The sequence below is a fragment of the Microcoleus sp. A6-C6 genome (assembly GCF_036705955.1).
Lineage (GTDB): Bacteria > Cyanobacteriota > Cyanobacteriia > Cyanobacteriales > Microcoleaceae > Microcoleus.
Map to the genome: position 1 here is coordinate 12,191 of NZ_JAUBVR010000056.1, position 20,165 is coordinate 32,355.

The following is a 20,165-nucleotide window of genomic DNA, read 5'->3' on the forward strand; positions in this document are numbered from 1 at the left end:
GGAGATACAATCAAGAGCGTAACTGACCGCAGCGCACAGCCTTCTGAGGTGTGTGGCAGCGTGAATATTGCATTTACTCAACAAATCAACGCTAACCTGCACCGGGCGAGCTAATCTGGATACCAAAACATACCTTTAATCCCCTCCGGATCGGACATAAAGCCCAAATTTCGGTAAAAATCCACCACCTGAGGGTCAGCAAATAAGGTAATGTTGCTGATATCTTCACTGCGGAGTTTTTTAATGATGTATTTCATCAGCGCCTTACCCATGCCTTTACCCTGATAGTCAGGATGAACTACCACATCCCAAAGCGTGGCATTAAAAGCATGGTCTGAAGTCGCTCTGGCGAAACCGACCAGCCGTCGCTGGCTGCCCCGTATCTCCCACATAGAGACGACTAGGAAGCTGTGCTGAATAGCTTTTTTGACTTTACGCAGGGGACGGCGGGACCAACCCACTGCATTACAAAGTTCTTCGAGTTCGTAGAGGTCAATGTCCCGATCGCAACTAAAAAAGATGCGAGCGTTGCCGCTGGCGGGTTTGCGAAACATTGGGGAAAGCGGATCGCCTAACCCAAGAGTTATATCTTCCTCAAATTCCGCTGTTTGGGGTACAGAGGCAGACTCAGAACTACTAAATAAGTTTTTCCAAAAACCCATGCAGGCGCGGTTAAGGTAGTAGAAGTTGGACGATGTGAAAGAGAACCCAATAGATCAACCCACTCCGATCGGCGTGGGATTAATTGCGGGTAGCCTCTTGAGGAACAGTTTACGGTACACTCATCTTACGCCGAAAACAGGGATTTGTCGTCCAACATTGACTCTGCGCTTTTTTGCTTCTCGTCAAGTTTGGTAGAAATGTTCTGCTAGCCTGTGCCGGGACAACCCGGTGTTAAGGTAAAATTTGTTGCCCAACCAGGACAGAGGCATTTAGGAATTGCTTCTTTTTAGTACCGCCGATCGCGTCGGAAGTCATACACTTGGTGGGAAGTACAGATCGAATGGCGCAACCGCGACATTCTAGTTATGTGTTCCCAGACAAATTTGACTTCTGCTTTTAATGAGAAAGCGGGAACAATTTAAGTCGAATCGTCAAATCTAAAATCCCATTGCCATAAGGCATGGGAGAGTCAATACCTAGTATATCTCCCGCACCTTCCCCTCAATTATGGCTTCGGGTTTAAAACCATCTACACTAGAACTTCTCAAGCGCTTTAACCGAGCGTTTCCACAGTTTTACGAGCAATTTGTCAGCAGCGAAATCCAACTGCAAAACCTCAAATTAGCTTACCAACTTTACAAAACTCGGCAAGCCGTCATCGAAATCAGAGCCGAAGGTAACAAAAGTGCCCTGCATTTTGCTTACCGGAACCAGTCTTTTCTACTCAGCGATATTTTCGGTGTGCTGGCGGCCTACGGACTGACGATTCACAGTCTGAGTCTGTACGGTCAAATTTACCCGCCGATGCTGGTATTTATCAAATTGGTGGTATCTCGCGGTGGCAAGGTACTGGCAGATAAAACAGCAGAAAACGTCTGTAGGGCGGTTCGAGAGGCCTTGGCGGGGCATTTTGAGGTTGAAGAGATGTTGGCTGTGGAATTCAATTTAGACGCGGGTTTGGAGGATGTGGCAACTGAATTTTACGTCGATCCGGTTTTCCACTTGCCAGCTCTGCTGATAGAAGCTGATAATCAGCCTGGACTTTTTTACAAAGTTATGTATGCCATCTGGCAAGAGGATTTGTTGGTGGTGAATGCAAATTTATTGGTTTGGCGGGGGCGAACTCGCCTGATTCTCTACTTGTTGGGGCCCAATGAAAGTTTAATTCCTGAGTATCTGGGGCAGAAAATCGCTGAGGGGGTGCGACAAAGATTGCTGGGCGAGCGGTTTTAGCGATCGCGCTGATGCTGGCGAAACTGGGTTTTTGCTCGATGCTTGACCTTAATCCTGAGAAAGTGAAACCGAGTCGATCGCCCTCCTGTAACTGCCGATCCCTCTGTGCTGATTTCGCGATAGGATAAAATCATGGCAACCATAGACATCCTAGGGGTTCGGCACGCTTGCGATTTGACGGCTCCCACTGCAACTTCCCCGGTTCTGGTATTTGTCCACGGCTGGCTGTTAAGCCGCCGCTACTGGCAACCTTTGACCGATCGCTTGGCACCAAACTATCAGTGCCTGACTTACGATTTGCGCGGGTTTGGCGATTCTCAACCGGACGGCGACGGCCATCCAGAGCATTGGGAACCGCTTAATTCCTGTTACACTCCCGCAGCTTACGCTCGCGATTTGGAAATTTTACTCGAAAAACTCGATATTTCTAATGCTTGGTTGGTGGGGCACTCTCTCGGCGGCACGATCGCCCTTTGGGGAGCCAGCCAATTCTCTGATCGTATTAAAGGTGTTGTTTGCATCAATGCTGGCGGCGGCATCTATCTAAAGGAAGAATTCGAGCGGTTTCGCTCCGTCGGCAAACAGCTAGTCAAAATGCGTCCCCGCTGGCTGCCTCACTTGCCATTAGCAGATTTCGTGTTTGCGCGGGATTCTGTGGCAAGATCGATCGGGCGCGACTGGGGAAGGCAGCGTTTGAGAGATTTCGTGGGAGCTCATCCAGACGCAGCTTTGGGGGCTTTGTTGGAATCCACCACAGAAGCCGAGATTCACCTGTTGCCACAAATAGTGTCCCGACTCAAGCAGCCCGTGTATTTTATTGCCGGCACTAAAGACAAAATTATGGAACCCAAATACGTGCTGCATTTGGCTAGCTTTCACTGGATGTTCCAAGGTTGTGGCGAAAATGTGCTTCAGCTTGATTGCGGCCATTTGGCAATGATGGAACAGCCGGATGCAGTGGCTAGTTACCTGCAAAATATTCTTAAAGAACATAATTAGAGGGCATGGGGCATGGGGCATGGGGCATTGGCCAAACAGGTCATGGGGCATGGGGCATTGGGCATTAGAACTTACAAATAACCAATCACCAATCACCAATCACCAATCACCGATAATCAATAACCAGTAACAACTGACTTCTTCCTTAACCTAAAATCTGTTATGTTTAAATAAGTAAGTCTGCCCGATCGCCCTCTTGGGACAGACGTTTCGATTAAATAGTGGCTTTCAACTCTAAATACTAATTCTACTTAAATATCTGTGCGCGTTAACCTCACCGATCGGCAACAACACATCCTTTGGGCAACGGTTCGCCACTACATAGCTACAGCGGAACCCGTTGGCTCAAAAGCTTTGGCTGACGAATTCAACCTCAGCGTCAGCCCAGCTACAATTCGCAATGCGATGGGGACTCTCGAAAAAGCTGGACTGCTCTATCAGCCCCACACTTCGGCCGGACGAGTCCCCTCTGACTCCGGCTACAGAATTTATGTAGATCAGTTGATTCAGCCGTCTGATACCCTCGCCGGTAAGGTGGAAAAGGTACTAGACCAGCTCAACTGGTCGGATGGTCGCATGGATGCGGCACTTCGCGGCGCGGCTCAAATCCTGGCAACTATCAGCGGTTACATTGCCATGATCACGATACCGCAAACCAATACGGCTTGCTTGCGCCACTTGCAACTGGTGCAGCTAGAGGCCGGAAAGGTGATGCTGATTGTGGTGACGGATGCCTACGAAACTCATTCGGTGTTGGTGCAGTTGCCGAAGGGCGCAGATGGTAGCTGGCCAGATGACGAAATTGTCGATCGCGAATTGCAGATTTTGTCGAATTTTTTGAATAGCAAGTTACGCGGGCGATCACTCTCGGAACTCTCGACTGTAGACTGGAGCGAGTTAGACCGAGACTTTGAGCTCTACGCAGAATGGATGGAAACCATGCTGACTGCTTTAAGCAGCCGCCAAAGCAATCCCACCTACACGCGGATTCTGATCGGCGGTTTGGCAGAAGCCCTGCGCTTACCAGATTTTTCGCAGTTGCAGCAAGTTCAAACCCTCGTACAACTGCTCGAACAAGAACAGGAATTGCTTTGGCCTTTGATTTTTGAATCGCCTGAGTTGGACACGCCAGGGAAGCGGGTAACGGTGCGTATTGGTTCGGAAAATTCCTTAGAACCAATTCGCGGCTGTACTCTGATTTCTTCGATTTACCGCCGGGGATCAGTGCCCGTGGGTAGTGTTGGGGTTTTGGGGCCGACGCGGATGGTTTACGAAAATGCGATCGCGGTGGTGGAAGCTGCGGCCGATTATTTGTCGGAAGCTATGGGCGGAAATCGAGTTAATTTTCCCGAAGGATAAGCTGTATCGGCATTTAAATTTAATTTTTGGGCGGGCTAATAATGTCCGCCCCACTCATGGTTTCAAGAAATAGGGTTTTGAAAGTTAGATCCGAATACGGTTCACTTAAGACAGATCTCCCTGGCACACCCCTTAAAAAGGGGGGACAAGAATGCCCTCAAAGTCCCCCTTGCTTTCGGGGGATTTAGGGGGATCTCCGGGGCATAAATATGTTAAGTGAACCGTATTGAGTTAGCTCCCACATTCGACACCCTCAACTGTTACATTCGGTTTTTACGGTTTTCGATCTAGCAATTAAGCAATAAATTATACTTTTTGTCCCTATATTTATGTAGGTATACAGGGAAAAAGCCTGATCGCTCTCTGAAAAACTCGATTGTTCTCAGTGATTGTACTGTGGCACGGCAATCGTAAAAAATATGGGTTAATACATTGTTAGACGCACGCTAATTTGATCGCCCGAAGTTGAAGTAGTTTGGGTTTTTGTGTGTGCCCCGAAGGCGCTGGCAACATCGAAAAACCGGGGTTGATTGACAAAAAATCTCGGCTATCAGGCTCTGGCTGGGCCCAAAAACTAAAGCACTCGCGCTTCACGAGAGATTTTTATTATAAAAAATTGGGTTTCTGCGTCCCTGGGTCGATCGAAAACAGTGAGGATTTGCAGGCGATTAAGAGCTCCATAGCTTAGTTTCTCGCTTCGAGATGGCAAGTGGGGCCGCACCTTGGCCCTCCAAAAATTAAGGATGCGGGACAGACAATCCTAGGGAGCCACAAGTCAGCAAAATGTCAAAATATTAAGACATTTTAGAGAGTTCGTCAAAAAGAACTAAAAAAGATTAGTGTTGATATGAAAGCTATATTTCTTTTGGAAATAGCTCTGGTTAGACAAATGCAAATAACTTGCAGTAAATTTAGCTTGATTGCGGCTCCATCAAAGATTTAAACGCTGAGTTAAAATCGAAACTCAATTTAGGGAATTTTTTTTAGGATTCAATGAAATCGACCGATCAAACTAAGAATACCTTTGCAATCACAACGCCTCTGTACTATGTAAACGATTTACCTCACGTTGGCAGCGCTTACACGACTATGGCAGCAGATGCCCTAGCCCGATTTGAGCGGCTGCGGGGCAAATCTGTCTTGATGATTACCGGGACTGACGAACACGGGCAGAAAATTCAGCGCACAGCCGAGAGTTTGGGACGATCGCCCCAAGCTCACTGCGACTTAGTAGTTCCGGCGTTTGAAACGCTGTGGGAACAACTCGACATCCAGTACGATCGCTTCATCCGCACAACCTCGCGCCGCCACGAGTACATTGTCAAAGAATTTTTCCAGCGCGTCTGGAACTCCGGCGACATCTACTTGAACCAGCAACAAGGCTGGTACTGCGTCTCCTGCGAAGAATTTAAAGATGAACGGGATTTGTTACCGGGAAATCGGTGTTCCGTCCACACCAGCAAGGAAGTTGAGTGGCGCGACGAAGAAAACTACTTTTTTCGCCTGTCGCGATATCAAGACCAACTCCTCGCCTTGTACGCAGAACGTCCCGACTTCATCGCCCCGGAAAGCCGGCGCAACGAAGTTCTCAGCTTCGTCAACTCCGGCCTGCAAGACTTTTCGATTTCTAGAGTGAATCTGGCATGGGGCCTGCCGATACCGGTTGACTCCAGTCACACCATTTACGTCTGGTTTGACGCTTTACTGGCATACGTCACAGCCTTGCTAGATCCGGACAACGATCCGATGTTAGAGAATGCTTTATCTAAATGGTGGCCGATTGACCTGCACTTGATCGGCAAAGATATTCTCCGGTTTCACGCAGTTTACTGGCCGGCAATGCTGATGTCAGCGGGTATGTCGGTGCCTGGCCGTGTCTTCGCTCACGGTTTTTTGACCAAAGACGGCAAAAAAATGGGGAAATCGGAGGGTAATACTTTAAACCCAGTCGAATTGGTCAATAAATACGGCGCTGATGCAGTGCGTTACTATTTCCTCAAAGAAATTGAATTCGGAGAAGACGGCGATTTTAACGAAACTCGGTTTATCAATATATTGAATGCTGAGCTAGCAAATGATTTGGGAAATTTGCTTAACCGTACCCTAAACATGGCTCGCAAATATTGCGGAGGCTCAGTGCCAAATGTGTCGGGGGAAGACATTCCCGGCGACAACCTTCTCAAGAGTATGGGCTGGGATTTGGGCGATCGAGTCGCGGGTTTTTACGAAGAATTGGCTTTTAGCAAGGCTTGCGAAGCTGTACTTGCATTAGTGAGAGCCGGTAACAAGTTTATTGACGTACAAGCACCTTGGAGTTTGTACAAGCAAGGACAGCTCGAAAGTGTCCAACAAGTGCTATATTCTGTTCTGGAATCTGTTAGACTGGCATCTTACCTTTTATCGCCGATTATTCCTAATATCAGCAACGCTATCTATCAGCAGCTAGGTTTTTCAATTGACTTTAACGATCGGGTTGCCGTTAACAGTTCAGCGACTTTTGCAGTTCATGCTGCCTGGGGCGCTTTGCCGGCTAACCAAACTCTGGGGGAACCACAACCTGTTTTTAAGCGGCTAGAACTGCTCGAAACATTACCTTCATAGTTCGCAGCCAGCGATCGGGGTGCTATGACAGATTATGAATTAGCACTTATTTCTTTACCAATCTTTCATAAAAATTGAGGCATAACAATGATGTTGAATAGAATAGAAAGCAACGACCTTTTTACGCCGGAACAGGTTCTGGAAAATCGCGGTCGAGTAGCAATTTTTATTGACGGCTCTAACCTTTTTTACGCGGCTTTGCAGTTGGGAATTGAGATTGATTACACTAAGCTGCTGTGCCGTTTAACTGCGGGTTCGCGGCTGTTACGCTCTTTTTTCTACACTGGTGTCGATCGCACTAACGAGAAACAGCAGGGGTTTTTGCTATGGATGCGTCGCAACGGCTACCGAGTGATTTCTAAGGATTTGGTGCAGTTACCAGATGGTTCTAAGAAGGCGAACTTGGATGTAGAAATTGCTGTGGACATGATGGCCTTAGTCGGGTCTTACGACACGGCGGTTTTGGTCAGCGGTGATGGCGATTTGGCTTATGCTGTGGATGCTGTGAGCTATCGCGGCGTGCGGGTGGAAGTCGTGAGTTTGCGATCGATGACAAGTGACAGTTTGATTAATGTAGCCGATCGCTACATCGATTTGGAAATGATTAAGGACGACATCCAAAAAACATCGCGCCCTAACTATGCTTACCGCCCATTGTCGGGCTTGAGCTTAATGGACGAACACGACGACAGATAGGGAATCGGGAATCGGGAATGGGGGATGGGGAATGGGGAATGGGTAATAGTTAAGGGGTAATAGCTGATGGGTTGAATAATTGAAAATTAGAAGTTAAAAATTTAGCTCAAGTCTGACAGATTTTTGATTAGTGTTTTTAATTAGCCAATTACCAATGCCCAATGCCCAATGCCCAATGCCCAATGATGAATTAGCAATGATTAATCTCAAATCACAAATTCCTAATTTAAAATCCTCAAAATTGGTGCCGCTATGTTTGGCAGCAATGATTTTGGGGATTGGTGCTTGTGCGGCTCCGCAAGAGACTCAAAAGAATAAATTAGCTGAGGATATCAAAACTGCTCAGCAGTCAAACAGCACTCTAACTTTGAACAAAGTAACCCTAGAACAAGCAAACGAAAAGGGCGAGACGTTCTGGAAAGTAAACTCGAAAAATGCCGTTTACAGCAAAGACAACAAGATAGTTGACGTTCAGAAACCAGTCGGAAAATTGTTTCAGGACGGCAAAGAAATTTATGATATTCAGGGAGACACTGGGCAGGTGTTTCAGGAAGGAAATCAGGTTTTTCTCAAAGGTAACATAGTCGCTACTGACCTAAAAAATGGCGTGGTATTGCGGGGAAATGAGTTGGAGTGGCGGCCGAAGGAAGATGTTTTAGTTGTCCGCAATAATTTGATTGGACAGAACAAACAGGTTACTGCTTCAGCCAAGGAAGCGCGGGTTTTCAGTAGGGCTAAGAGGATGGAATTATTCGGCTCTGTGGTGGCGAATGTTAAAGATCCGGTTTTGCAATTGCGAACCGAGCATTTAGTATGGTTTGTGGAGCAACAAAAGGTACACAGCGACCAACCGACTCAAATTGACAGATATAAAGATCAAAAAGTAACAGACAGCGGTTTTGCTGACCAGGTAGATGTAGACTTAAAAACCAAGATTGCGACATTAACGAAAAACGCTCAATTAATGCCATCAGACCCACCGCTGCAAATAGAAAGCAGTTTGATGAGTTGGAATTTTCCGGCCCAATCTGTGATATCGCCCGGGCCTGTAAAGGTTTTTCACCGGGTGGAAAAGGTGACGATGACTGGGGATACGGGGCGGGGAGATTTAGAGAAAAAGATTTTTTATTTGACGGGAAATGTGGTAGGAATTGGGGAAAAACGTCAATCTCAATTAAATACCGATCGCGTAACGTGGTATTTAACTAACCAAACTTTTGACGCAGAAGGAAATGTGGTTTACAAGCAACTAAATCCGGTGTTTAATTTGACTGGGCCGAGGGCGGCGGGAGAGTTGAAAAATCAAACTGTGATTGTCAAAGGTGACGGTGGTGGTGGCCAAGTTGTTACGGAATTTGTCCCGGATGAGAATAAGGGAATTTTGGACAGTAAATAGGATTGTTGCGAAAATTATGCGTCAAGTGATATGGCAGACAGTGGCTTCGGACTCTAGTTTTTCTGGTTCCCTCAGGGTGCTGGGATGGGTTGGTACGGATATCTCGCACGCTGCATACCTGGAACCGGGCTGCCCATAAGCCAGAATAGACTGTAAATTATAAATGTATCGAATAGTAACGGTCTTATGTACAAGCAACTAATTTCAAAGATCAAACCGCTTTTGAAATCACTATTTGCGATCGGTCTGGTACTGACGCTAGCCCTCGGTAACGCTGACGGAGCTCTGGCTGCTCGCAGCGGAGGACGGATGGGTGGCGGATCTTTTAGAGCTCCGGCGCGCAGTTACTCGTCTCCGACTCGCAACGCCCCGTCTGGAGGGGGTTACTACCCCGGTGGCTATGGCGGCGGTTTTGGTGGCGGTTTCGGATTCCCTTTCTTGCTGCCGTTTTTCGGTTTTGGCGGCGGGTTTGGTGGCCTGTTCTCGATTTTGATCTTTATTTCGATCGCGAATTTCCTCGTTCAAAGCTTCCGTCGCGCCGGGAATTCAACTGACGAACTCGGCAACAGCGCCCCTACTACCACAGTATCTGTGGCCCGCTTGCAAGTTGGTTTGCTAGCAGAGGCACGCGGTTTGCAGGCCGAACTTGACTCGCTAGCGCGCAAAGTGAATACGGATACAGCGGCCGGTCGCGCTCAAGTGCTGCAAGAATCTACTCTGGCGATGCTGCGACATCCTGAATATTGGGTTTACGCGGGCGCTGACTCTGTGCAAACTCGCTTGGAAGCAGCCGAAGCTAAATTTAACCAGTTTTCTTTGGCAGAACGCAGTAAGTTTACTGAAGAAACGCTCTCGAATTATAACAACCAGCTCCGGCAAGCAGGGAGCAGCAATAACCTGCCAGTTTTGCAGGAAAACGGCGCGCTAGTTGGTACTGATTTGAATTCAGAACCGGGTGAGTTTATTGTGGTGACGGTGATTGTCGGTACTCAAGGCAAATTGCAATTGCCAGTAGTGAAAAACTCTGAAGATTTGCGCCAAGCTTTGCGCCAGATTGGGGGAGTATCGAGCGAGCAGTTGCTGGCGGTTGAGGTGCTGTGGACTCCTCAAGCTAACGGCGATACTCTGACTGCTGATGATATGTTGGCTGGCTATCCTGATTTGCGATCGATTTAGCGAGCAAGATGGGGCGCGGAGTATTGTCTCCCGCGCCCCATCGGGCTGCAAAGCTGTGCGGGCCAACCCGATTGGTTTGAATACGGACTTGAAGCAGGATTTTGTGGAATGCCGATCGAGCTACAAAAGATTGTTCAACAAATGCTAGTATTGAGAGATTAATATTCAGCTTGATTGATCTGCTATTGGCAAGGCTTGCCCTCTAAGGGTTTTGCGAAGAAGTTAGGCAGGATAAAAAAACTGTGTTCAGCGAGGAGTGACTGCTTCGGAAGAAGTTGCGACCGCGCGCCCTCTAAATTTAATATAAAAAGCGATCGGGAGCTAAAGTTATGGCCGACAGCAGTAGAAAAAAAGCACTTTTTATTTTGAGCCAGTTAAATAATGACGATATCGACTGGATAGTCCAAAAAGGCAAAAAAGAAATTCTCAAACCGGGCGCGATTTTGATCCATGAAGGGAGACAGCATGATGCGCTCTACATTGTTTTGAAGGGGAGTATGAGCGTTTGGATCGAAGCTGAGCAGAGTAAAGAACTCGCCAAAATAGGCAGTGGAGAACTTGTGGGAGAAGTTTCTTTCATTGACGCTCGCCCTCCTTTGGCAACGGTGAAAGCGATCGAAGAAACTCACTTGCTGGCAATTCCCCGGCGGCTGTTAATCATTAAGCTTCAACACGATATGGGTTTTGCTTCCCGATTTTATTACGGAATTTCTCTGTGTCTGGCAGACAGGATGCGCGGTACGATCAGACATATAGAATACGGTCGCAATATAGAATTGGATCAACCAGAATTAGAACGCGATGATATTAATCCGAACGTCTTGGAAAATTTGGCGCTAGCTCAGGCCAAGTTTAATTGGCTGAGGGAAAATGTTAAGGCTTGATTAATTTTAATTAAATTCGCATTGATGTCAACTTTAAAATCTCAAAACTGAAGCACTCCTACTTTATACTTAATCAACCTGGGTTTTTTAACCACCCGTGCTAATATCATCTCCGAATACAATATTAGTTTGTAGTGAGGGCTTCAGCCCAGATCCATGATGCTTGACTGAAGTGCTCAGGAGCGAACTATTATTTATTGCAGGTAATTGACCGCGGATAATATTAAGTCCTAAATTAGACCTGAATAGCAAAAGTCCTTTTAATTAAGTTTTAGGACGGGCGGGACACCCATCCCACAATCAAAAAATACCTAGGGCTTGCTGAAAAAGCCCACAAATCGAATCTAGGCGCCAAACAGCTTGAAAAATGGGAGATTCGGAGATGGGTTCCCAAATTTACTCCACAATTTTTCACCGAAATCCAAGGATTTTGAGCCAAAAAACGTCATAACCTTGCACTTTTTTGTGTTTAAAAATCTTGAAACCATTGGCAGTAAAAGCTTCTAGTTCTATTCAGCAAGCCCTACCTAGGATGGGCGAGACGCCCATCCTAGGTATTTTTCCAAGAGGTATATTATCAAAACATCAGTCTAAAACAAAATAAGGGTGGGTTTTACCGGAAAGGTCGATCGACCTTTCCCCTAAAAAAACCCGTCCCTTTGCAGTTGCAACCTCACGCGCCCAAGCGCTACTACAAACCAGACAACCTAAATAATTCCCGGCCCTTTGTGACGGGTGTCTGCTTCTTCTGTGAGTTTTCCTTCCTCACCTTTTTTATCTTTGATTTCTGCGAGAGTGCGAGCGCGTTCTGCGGCTTCGGCTTCATCTTTTGCTCTCAAATCGCCCGGTTCGTTGATGTACATTTCCGGTTCGATCGCGTAATTGTTAACAAGACCTTCTTGGTCTACTGTATAACCATCTGTAGTGTGAATGCTTTCGTCATCGGTTTGGTCGTCTGTTTTGGCGCTTTTCTGCTTTGCTTCGGTGGTTGCGTGCATGAAGTTAGAGCCTTCGCGCTCTTGTCGCGCTGCTGTCTCAGCAGGAGTAATGCCCCTGTCGTAGTGGGGAGCTTCCATATTAGCTTCGATTTGTTCGTCGGTTGGTGTTGATTTGCTAATTTCACTCTCGGGCGGTGTTGGTTGGCGATTAGTCATGATTTTTTCCTGAGTTATCTTTTCAAAAAGGTCTTTCGCTTATACTTTAATATTAAGCTTAAGCTAACTCATTAACAAACTATCTTTGGTTATAGTTTCCTCAAAATTGCTGTTATCTATAATACACTTATTCCGTCTTCCTCAAGACAGATTTAATTGTGTTTTTATTCAAAAATTTACACCGGGCGAGTATATGGCATCTATCTAAAGATAGAGAATTAGTCATTAGTCATTGGTAATCGGGAATTCGTAATTGGAAATTGCGAAAATGACTAATGACTAATGACGTTCCCGATCGGGGACGTTCGGACGTTGGACGTTCGCTCGGAGGGGAAAGCACTAATGACCAATGACTAATAACTAGCCTTCGGCTTCGCTCAGGCTAAAATGACCAATGACTAGCCTTCGGCTTCGCTCAGGCTAAAATGAATAATGACTAATGACTAATGACTACTGACTACTGACTACTGACTACTGACTTTTTTTATGCTTCTTTATAGAAGCGGATGATTTCGCGGACGTGGTTGAGAAATTGTCCGTCGTCGGTAAGCTGGGCGATTGCACTTTCTGCATCTCTTGCCAGTTTAGTGTGTTCTGCCTGATTTTTCGATCGCAAAGATTGTAGAGATGCGGATAAATTAGTTAATTCTATTGTGGTGGCCTGTTGCTCCCGCTCTTGGACAGCCACCCACGAATTCGGATTATTTAAACTGAATTGATTGGCTAAATCTTTAACTGTAGATTCTAAGCTTGCAAAGCGGCTGCGGAGTTCGACAATATCTTCGCGGGGGTACAAAAATTGGCTGCGGATACTTGTCAGCCGCTGGGCTAAATACTGATAACCTCGGATAGCTGGACGCATTACAGTTAACAGCAGTGCAGCACCGGAACTGAGATAGCCCACAGCACTAATTCCAGTGGCGGATAAGGCGTAAAGTACGATCGCGCTTCCGAGATGCAGGGCGATCGCCACAAAGAGCGATCGGCTAACTAATACATTAACGTATTTGAGTTGTTCCTGATCGACAGTAATATTTCTTTTAGTAGATTCTGCGGCTTGCGCTAAAACTTCTTTAGCTTCAAAATGGACATTCCAAGGAACTGTAACTATCAGCAACAGCCATTCAAAAATAGCAATGGCAATTACCCAATCAATAAAACTGCCGGCGGGGACGTGCAGCCATTGCAGAATGGCAAAAACTAACAATAAAAATATGCCAGTACCGGCACCGAAACCTGCAAAACTGTACATAACGAGAGCCTTTGTGAAATGTTATTTTGATTGTGAGTAGGTTGTTTTAGTCTGGAGTCCGAAACTGTGACAGTTAAGTAATCGTCCTATTAATCCCGGTTGATTAGTTATGAGTAACAGTGCGAGGCAAGGGTTGCAACCAACCTGGCTTTTCGGCGAAATACTTGCTATATCTCAATCGTGGAATGCTATTTTGATTGTGGGTAGGTTTTTGAGGTATGGAAGAATAAGCTGTGACAGTTGAGAAAGCGTCCTATTGTTGAACCCAGTTTATTAGTGATTAGTAATATTCCAGGACACAATAGTTTCCAGATGCCTGGTTTGTTAAAAAAAAATACACGGACTTTCACCGATCAATAATAGTTAAATAAAACGGTTTTGTTGTGAGAATTGCATAAATTCTAAATAATTACTTATTAGCGATTAGCGATCGGGATAAAGTCAGATTTTCCTCAAGTCATATCATTTGAAATTTAAGCTTTGAGATTAGTAATGACTGATTGTATCTGGGTTTGCAGCTTGTCTACAGTAGCATTCTTTTTTGAACTGGTATAACTCACAGGGTTACACTTGGGGAAAAACGCAGCGATGTCAAAATGCTCCTCTCTCCAGTTTTCTTTTGCAGAGCTGCTCGATCGCCTGCGGCTGAGATAAACTGATTGAAAGGTCGATCGCACGTTGAGCCAATTACCAGCTTGTTACCAAGGCGGTGATACTGCAACCTGCGATCGGCCACAGCAAAATAGGTGCTAAAATTAACTCTACCGTCTCCGATTTCCAATAACTGCACGTCTACAATCTAAAATCAAAAGTCAGCAGCAAGGACAAACCGATGGCGAACTCAACTCTTGGCCTAGAAAATCAACTTTACGATTATCTGTTATCTATTTCCCTGCGGGAACCAGATATTCTCGCTGCGCTGCGAGAAGAAACTGCTCAGCATCCTATGGGTATGATGCAAATAGCTCCCGAACAAGGTCAGTTTATGGAGATGCTGGTGCAGCTTATGGGAGCGACAAAAACCTTAGAAATTGGCGTTTTTACTGGTTATAGCTCGCTGTGTGTAGCTTTAGCGCTGCCTTCTAACGGTAAAATTATTGCTTGCGATGTCAGCGAGGAATATACTTCGATCGCACGACGCTATTGGGAAGCTGCGGGTGTAGCAAACAAGATTTCTTTGCAGTTGGGCCCAGCACTAAATACTCTCGACACACTCATAGCCGAGGGACAAGCCGGAACCTTTGATTTTGCGTTCATCGACGCTGATAAAGAAAATTATGAGGCTTATTTTGAGCGATCGCTCCAACTTGTACGCAATGGCGGTTTAATTGTAATTGATAACGTTCTGTGGTCGGGACGAGTTGCCGATCCTCAAGTACAAGACACAAGTACCACCGCCCTTCGTAGTTTCAACGACAAATTGCGTAACGATCCGAGAATTACTCTTAGTGTTGTCCCCATTGCTGACGGACTGACTTTAGCCCTTAAACGCCGCTGGGCGACTATGATGGAACCGGAACATCACAATTAAAGACTTGTAGTTGCTGGGAATTTTATTAAGGCCAAAGAAACCAGGTTTTTATCTGTATTGAAGGCCGCGATACAGTTTTATTGTGAAAAACCCGGTTTCTGCCGACAGGCCCATCTAGGACTATATCAATTACCGACGATCAATTACAATTAATCAAAACCTTCAACAAATATTATTGATTTCAAGTGAAAATGCTGGCATCAAATTTACAAATAAAATTACCAATTCACGAAACTTTTCAGTGTACTGTTCAAGGCGAAGGTTATTGGACAGGTACTTTAGTTGATTTTATTAGATTGGCCGGTTGTCCCGTGGGGTGTCCTTGGTGCGATACAGGGTACGGAAATGGTGGAAAAAGTTTGCCATCTCTGCCGCAGTCTATCTCTCAACTATTGGCAGAATTGCAGTCTCCGAGAGTTGTCATTACTGGCGGCGAACCTTTTATTCACCAGAATTTGCCGGAGTTAGTTGCAGCATTGTTAGAAGCTGACAAGCAGGTGAGTATTGAAACTTCTGGCGCTTATTGGCAGGATGTTTCGCCGCTGGCTTGGATTACTCTTTCTCCTAAAGAACACGTCAATCCTAGATATCCGGTACAAGAGCATTTCTGGAAGAAAGCTAATGAAATTAAGTTGGTGGTTAGCACGGGCGAAGAAGTTAATTTTTATAGAAAATATTTTGTTGAGAATATGAATATTCCTGTATTTTTGCAGCCGGAGTGGGAAAAACGCGATCGGGCAATTCCGATTATTTTGGAATTGCTCAAACAGCATCCGAGTTATAGGTTATCTTTGCAAACTCACAAATTTATTGGTGTGCAATAAACCTTCAAAAATCCTGTAGGGGCGGGTTCATCAACTATCTATGAAACCCACAAATAATCTCATAAACCCGCCCTATCCCCGCCATGATTCACATCAACCTCTTACTCAATAAATTAATGTGCTTTTTTATTCTTTGTTGGTGGGGGCGGGTTCACAATATTATTCATTTTTATCATAAATGGTTGGTGAACCCGCCCCTACCAGCGATGAATTTTGGAATGATTTATTTCAGTTTTGAACATCGCACAAATCGGCAATTGCCATTTATTCAGGATGGTTAGCAATATAATTTCTCAGCCATAAATTATTTATTTACATATTTTGCTAAATTTTCTCGCCTCTTCAGGATGAGAAGCAAAGTAATCTTCCAACCATAAGCAGCCTTGTCTGATAAAATGATCTAAATCAAATTCTAAGTTCCATAACTTGATAGTATTGTCAAGCCCACTAGAAGCCAGTGTTTTACCATCTGGACTAAACATCACGCTGGTAACGCTGCCAAGGTGTCCTTCTAAAGTTGATATTTCCAGACCATTTTCTACATTCCATATCCTCACTGTACCGTCATCGCTAGAGGAAGCTAAAGTCTTGCCATCTGGACTAAAACTGATATTGGTTATATCAGATAAATGTCCTTCTAGGGTGAACAATAATCTGCCATTTTCTGCATTCCATAGTTTGACTATACTATCCGAACCACCAGAAGCAAAAATTTTACCATTTGGGCTAAAGCTAATGGTAGCTACCCAACCGCTATGGGCGGGAAAACTCTGCCTTAAACTCCTTGTTTTTAAATTTAATAGCTGTATATCACCGTCAGAACAAGCCACAACTAGAGCTTTTCCATCTGGACTAAAACTTAAATCGGTTACAATACTGCGAGGTTCTTTAAAGGTTTGCAATAACCTCATATCTGCTACATTCCAAAGTTTTACCGTACTATCAGAACTGCCAGAAACAAAAGTCTTTCCATCTGGACTAAAGCGAATGCTTCTCACCCAAGCGCTATGACCGTTGAGAGTTTTTAGTAGTCTACCATCTTGCACATTCCACAACTTAATTGTTTTGTCAACACTGCCGGAAGCTAATATATTACCATCGGGACTAAAACTAACACTTAGCACCAGACCTTGATGACCGCTGAGAGTTTGGAGTAAAGTACCATTTTTCTTATTCCATAACTTTATTTTAAAGTCGTCGCTACCGGAAGCTAACATCTTACCGTCGGGACTAAAACTTACAGCTCGAACATTAGTGCTATTTCCTTTAATGGTTTGCGGTTCCCTCACCTCTAAATTCCAGAGCTTAATTGCACTATCAAAACTTCCAGAAACCAGAGTTTTGCCATCGGGACTAAAACCAATACTCAAAATTCTGCCACGATGTCCTTTAAGAAGTTGCGGTTCAGTTGTATTGTCGTTTATATCCTCTAAATTCCACAATTTGACTGTACTATCGGAACTGATAGTGGCTAGAGTATTGCCATCTGGACTAAAAATTGCACTCCAGACAGCCCTGCGATGGGTTGGAAGGTTTTGCAGTAAAGTTCCATCTACTACATTCCACAGTTTCACTATGCCGTCTTGATCGGTAGAAGCTAAGGTTTTACCATCGGGACTGAAACTGACACTTCTGGTGTTACTTTTATGATCTTCCAGAGTATTTATGAGAGTTCCATCGCCAATATTCCAAAGCTTCACGGTTGTATCAAAACTTGCAGAAACGAGAGTTTTACCATCGGGACTAAAACTAATATGGGTAACGCTCTGGGTATGTGCTTTCAGAGTTTTTAATAATGTAGCGTCGGCTGTTTTCCACAAATTGATAAAACCAGCGGAACTACAGGAAGCGAAAATTTGACCGTCAGGACTAAAGCTGACACTTCTCACCCAGCTATGATGAGCCTTAATAGTTTTAATTAAAGTGCTGCGCGTTACATCCCACAATTTGACAGTACCATCTTCACTTCCAGAAGCCAAAATCTTGCCTTGAGGATGAAAACTCACACTCGTAACTCTACCAGTATGTCCTGTCAGGGTTGATATTAATGTAGCTGGTCTAGCATTCCATAATTTTACTGTACGATCCTCGCTAGCAGAAGCAAAAATTTTGCCATCGGGACTGAAAGTTACACTTCTGATAGCGCCACGATGACCGATCGCGCGATCGCGTTCTCTAACATGATAAATTGCCTGTTGTAGCCCCCTGGTTACTTGTATCTGTGTCTCATTGCTGGCTGATTTTTCTAATCCTTTGATCTGTTGTGCTGCTTGTAACGCTTTCAGCAGCGCCTCAAAAGAATCGGAAACCAAAGCTGCTTTAGAGAATGAAGTTTGCAAGATTACTTGTTGTTCTGCTAGTTGCTGTTGGGCTTGTTTTACTTGTAATTGGATTGAGATTGCTGTGATGATAGAAATTGCCAAAACTATAGAACCGATAGCCACAATCCGAGTAGCCCTCCGCTGGGCTTGAGTTAATTTTAGTTTTGCTTTTTGTTGAGCCAAAACTAAAATTTCATTCGCATCTGCTAATATCTGACCTTCTTCTTCTTTGACGACTAAAGCCTGTTGAACTTCTCGCTTTTCCCAATTTTGAGCCGCCGCTAAAAAGCGGTAATCCAGAGGACTTAAACTTTGATTTTTTGCCCAATCTAAAGCTTCTTGTAGGGCATTTCCCCGCAGCAGCCGCGAATTATCTTCAAAATTGGCAGCATTCCAAGCATTAAAATTTTCCGCATAGGGGCGAAGCTTGGCTAACTGTTTATCCACCCATTCAAGATTGAAAATTTCGGCATAAATTAGGTTGTAAACTTTTAATTTGCCTTGATGCAGAACCACCAAACCTGAGAGGCGCAATTCTGTTTGTTCGTGACTGCCATCGGCAAGAACCCCCCCCTGCCCCCCCTTGCTAAGGGGGGGAGTAAGAGTGCTTATTTTTTCAGGGCTAAGGGAGGATTCTTGAGTATTTAGCCCCCCCTTAGCAAGGGGGAGTTGGGGGGGGTTTGCGCTTATTTTTTCAGGGCTAAGGGAGGATTCTTGAGTATTTAGCCCCCCCTTAGCAAGGGGGGGTTGGGGGGGGTTTGCGGATTGCAAAATTTGCTGGTAAAGCCCTAATAACTGGCCTGCTTTTTGCTGATTTCTCAAAATGCGATCGCGAATAGTTTTCAAATGTTCAGGCTCATCCTGAGACTCCCAATTCTCCACAATCCGCAACTGCACCACCTCTTCAACCGATCGCAAATTTCCCAATGCAGATTCCTCAAGCATCAGTTTGCATAGCTTTTGCGTTAAAAAAGGTTGTCCCCCCGTCCAATCTAAGATTTGGGCGATCCTCTGCGAGGGCTTCGCTAACGCACTTTCAGCATCACCAACTTGTCCCCGCCAACCATCAATCAAAGGCTGCACTTCATCAATTTTAAAACCGCCTAAATTTATCGCCTTACCAATATTAAAAGGAGTTTGAGTTTTATCAGCAATCAAATCCGCCGGTGTCGCCACCCCCAACAGCGCAAAAGTCAAACGCCGGTATAAAAAATTGTCAACTCTTTGATTGTAAAACCAGCGAATTAGAGCAAAAAACTCATCCGTAGAAAAATTCATGCTCAAAACGCGATCGATCTCGTCAACAAAAATAACAATATTTGATTCTATTTCAACTAAAACAACTTCTTCAATAAACAAACTAAACCGCTGTAGAGGCGAAAACAAATCCCGGCGATCGCGCCACCAACTCCGCCAATTAATTTTACTTCCTAGCTGACAGCTACTAACCAAAGAATTAACAATCCCAGCATACCATTTTTCCGCAGTTACATCCTCCTTACCAATCCCAGTTAAATCGATAAAAGCGCAAACAGTACCTTCAGCTTGCAACCTTTGCATAGCCCGCACCCGCAAACTAGACTTACCCATTTGCCGGGAATTCAAAACGTAACAAAACTCACCAGCTTTTAAACTTTCGTAAAAGTCCAAGTCTGCTTGCCGCGTCACGTAACTAGACGCATCTGCTGGGAGACTCCCGCCAATCTGATATTCATAACTAAATGGAAATTCTTTCATCATTGCTTGCACCAAAATCTTGACTTGATTGTACGATCGCTTACCTGACTATTTAGCGATTTACCAAAAAAACCTGACTTTTTAAGATTTTGACGACTGGCGAATCGGCAGTCAGGAACCGGGTTTTTTGGGCAAATCCTTCGTTGTAGCTGAAAAATTAGGCAAAAACCCGGTTTCTTTGGTTTGATGTTTACATCCTGATTTTGATGGTGCTTTGTCAGGGTGCACCTGATTTTTTCCTATAAATTCAGAGATTCAAGTGATTGAGAGGTTCCTATAATACCTGATTTTATCACCATTGCCGTTCATTAAATTTAGTACGAAACTGATAACAGAAAG

At 44.9% G+C, this 20,165-nt stretch carries 17 protein-coding genes; 11 read left to right on the forward strand and 6 right to left on the reverse strand.

All coding sequences use genetic code 11. From position 1 onward, the window contains the following. Window positions 1-110: 110 nt before the first annotated feature. Entirely contained in the window at window positions 111-662 is a 552-nt protein-coding gene (locus QUB52_RS20460) for a GNAT family N-acetyltransferase (protein ID WP_265235097.1), read from the reverse strand. Window positions 663-1,170: 508 nt separating this feature from the next. Between QUB52_RS20460 and QUB52_RS20465 the strand changes: the two genes are divergently transcribed. Further along, window positions 1,171-1,896 carry a hypothetical protein gene (locus QUB52_RS20465; RefSeq protein WP_006631881.1) on the forward strand — a complete coding sequence of 242 codons (726 nt, stop codon included), beginning with the start codon at window positions 1,171-1,173 and terminating at the stop codon, window positions 1,894-1,896. On the opposite strand, the gene QUB52_RS20470 is transcribed toward QUB52_RS20465, so the two are convergent. After that, the gene (locus QUB52_RS20470) at window positions 1,893-2,039 is read right to left on the reverse strand and encodes a hypothetical protein (protein ID WP_332974514.1); all 147 of its coding nucleotides are present in this window, start codon (window positions 2,037-2,039) and stop codon (window positions 1,893-1,895) included. The genes QUB52_RS20465 and QUB52_RS20470 overlap by 4 nt on opposite strands. Between QUB52_RS20470 and QUB52_RS20475 the strand changes: the two genes are divergently transcribed. The 8 genes from QUB52_RS20475 (at window position 2,029) to QUB52_RS20510 (ending at window position 11,007) form a co-directional block, all read left to right on the forward strand. Further along, complete coding sequence (locus QUB52_RS20475; RefSeq protein ID WP_332974515.1) at window positions 2,029-2,895, forward strand: alpha/beta fold hydrolase; 867 nt, start codon at window positions 2,029-2,031, stop codon at window positions 2,893-2,895. The genes QUB52_RS20470 and QUB52_RS20475 overlap by 11 nt on opposite strands. A 255-nt stretch (window positions 2,896-3,150) precedes the next feature. Next, entirely contained in the window at window positions 3,151-4,254 is a 1,104-nt protein-coding gene (gene hrcA / locus QUB52_RS20480; protein WP_265235139.1) for a heat-inducible transcriptional repressor HrcA, read from the forward strand. Between the two features lie 993 nt (window positions 4,255-5,247). Continuing rightward, a complete protein-coding gene (metG, locus tag QUB52_RS20485; protein ID WP_265235094.1) occupies window positions 5,248-6,855 on the forward strand; it encodes a methionine--tRNA ligase in 1,608 nt (535 codons plus the stop codon). 90 nt (window positions 6,856-6,945) lie between these two features. Then, window positions 6,946-7,551 carry a LabA-like NYN domain-containing protein gene (locus QUB52_RS20490; RefSeq protein ID WP_096831201.1) on the forward strand — a complete coding sequence of 202 codons (606 nt, stop codon included), beginning with the start codon at window positions 6,946-6,948 and terminating at the stop codon, window positions 7,549-7,551. Between the two features lie 154 nt (window positions 7,552-7,705). Further along, window positions 7,706-8,947: an LPS export ABC transporter periplasmic protein LptC gene (lptC, locus tag QUB52_RS20495; RefSeq protein WP_332974516.1), complete on the forward strand. Its 1,242-nt coding sequence runs from the start codon at window positions 7,706-7,708 to the stop codon at window positions 8,945-8,947. Window positions 8,948-8,963: 16 nt separating this feature from the next. Beyond that, window positions 8,964-9,086, forward strand: a complete 123-nt coding sequence (locus QUB52_RS20500) for a hypothetical protein (protein WP_332965902.1) — start codon at window positions 8,964-8,966, stop codon at window positions 9,084-9,086. A gap of 47 nt (window positions 9,087-9,133) precedes the next feature. Next, complete coding sequence (locus tag QUB52_RS20505) at window positions 9,134-10,123, forward strand: DUF1517 domain-containing protein (RefSeq protein WP_265235092.1); 990 nt, start codon at window positions 9,134-9,136, stop codon at window positions 10,121-10,123. A gap of 329 nt (window positions 10,124-10,452) precedes the next feature. Further along, the gene (locus tag QUB52_RS20510) at window positions 10,453-11,007 is read left to right on the forward strand and encodes a cyclic nucleotide-binding domain-containing protein (protein ID WP_265235091.1); all 555 of its coding nucleotides are present in this window, start codon (window positions 10,453-10,455) and stop codon (window positions 11,005-11,007) included. Window positions 11,008-11,714: 707 nt separating this feature from the next. On the opposite strand, the gene QUB52_RS20515 is transcribed toward QUB52_RS20510, so the two are convergent. From QUB52_RS20515 to QUB52_RS20525, 3 genes are all read right to left on the reverse strand, one after another. Continuing rightward, complete coding sequence (locus QUB52_RS20515; RefSeq protein ID WP_265235090.1) at window positions 11,715-12,161, reverse strand: hypothetical protein; 447 nt, start codon at window positions 12,159-12,161, stop codon at window positions 11,715-11,717. A gap of 484 nt (window positions 12,162-12,645) precedes the next feature. After that, entirely contained in the window at window positions 12,646-13,413 is a 768-nt protein-coding gene (locus QUB52_RS20520; RefSeq protein WP_332974517.1) for a hypothetical protein, read from the reverse strand. A 556-nt stretch (window positions 13,414-13,969) separates the two neighbouring features. Next, window positions 13,970-14,203, reverse strand: a complete 234-nt coding sequence (locus QUB52_RS20525; protein ID WP_332974518.1) for a hypothetical protein — start codon at window positions 14,201-14,203, stop codon at window positions 13,970-13,972. A 42-nt stretch (window positions 14,204-14,245) separates the two neighbouring features. Here QUB52_RS20525 and QUB52_RS20530 point away from each other — a divergent pair, with 42 nt between their 5' ends. Next, window positions 14,246-14,944 carry a class I SAM-dependent methyltransferase gene (locus tag QUB52_RS20530; RefSeq protein ID WP_332974519.1) on the forward strand — a complete coding sequence of 233 codons (699 nt, stop codon included), beginning with the start codon at window positions 14,246-14,248 and terminating at the stop codon, window positions 14,942-14,944. Window positions 14,945-15,135: 191 nt separating this feature from the next. Further along, window positions 15,136-15,768: a 7-carboxy-7-deazaguanine synthase QueE gene (locus QUB52_RS20535; RefSeq protein ID WP_332974520.1), complete on the forward strand. Its 633-nt coding sequence runs from the start codon at window positions 15,136-15,138 to the stop codon at window positions 15,766-15,768. Between the two features lie 308 nt (window positions 15,769-16,076). Here the strand turns inward: QUB52_RS20535 and QUB52_RS20540 are convergent, their stop codons facing one another. Then, window positions 16,077-19,829, reverse strand: a complete 3,753-nt coding sequence (locus QUB52_RS20540) for an AAA-like domain-containing protein (RefSeq protein WP_332974521.1) — start codon at window positions 19,827-19,829, stop codon at window positions 16,077-16,079. Window positions 19,830-20,165: the final 336 nt, after the last annotated feature.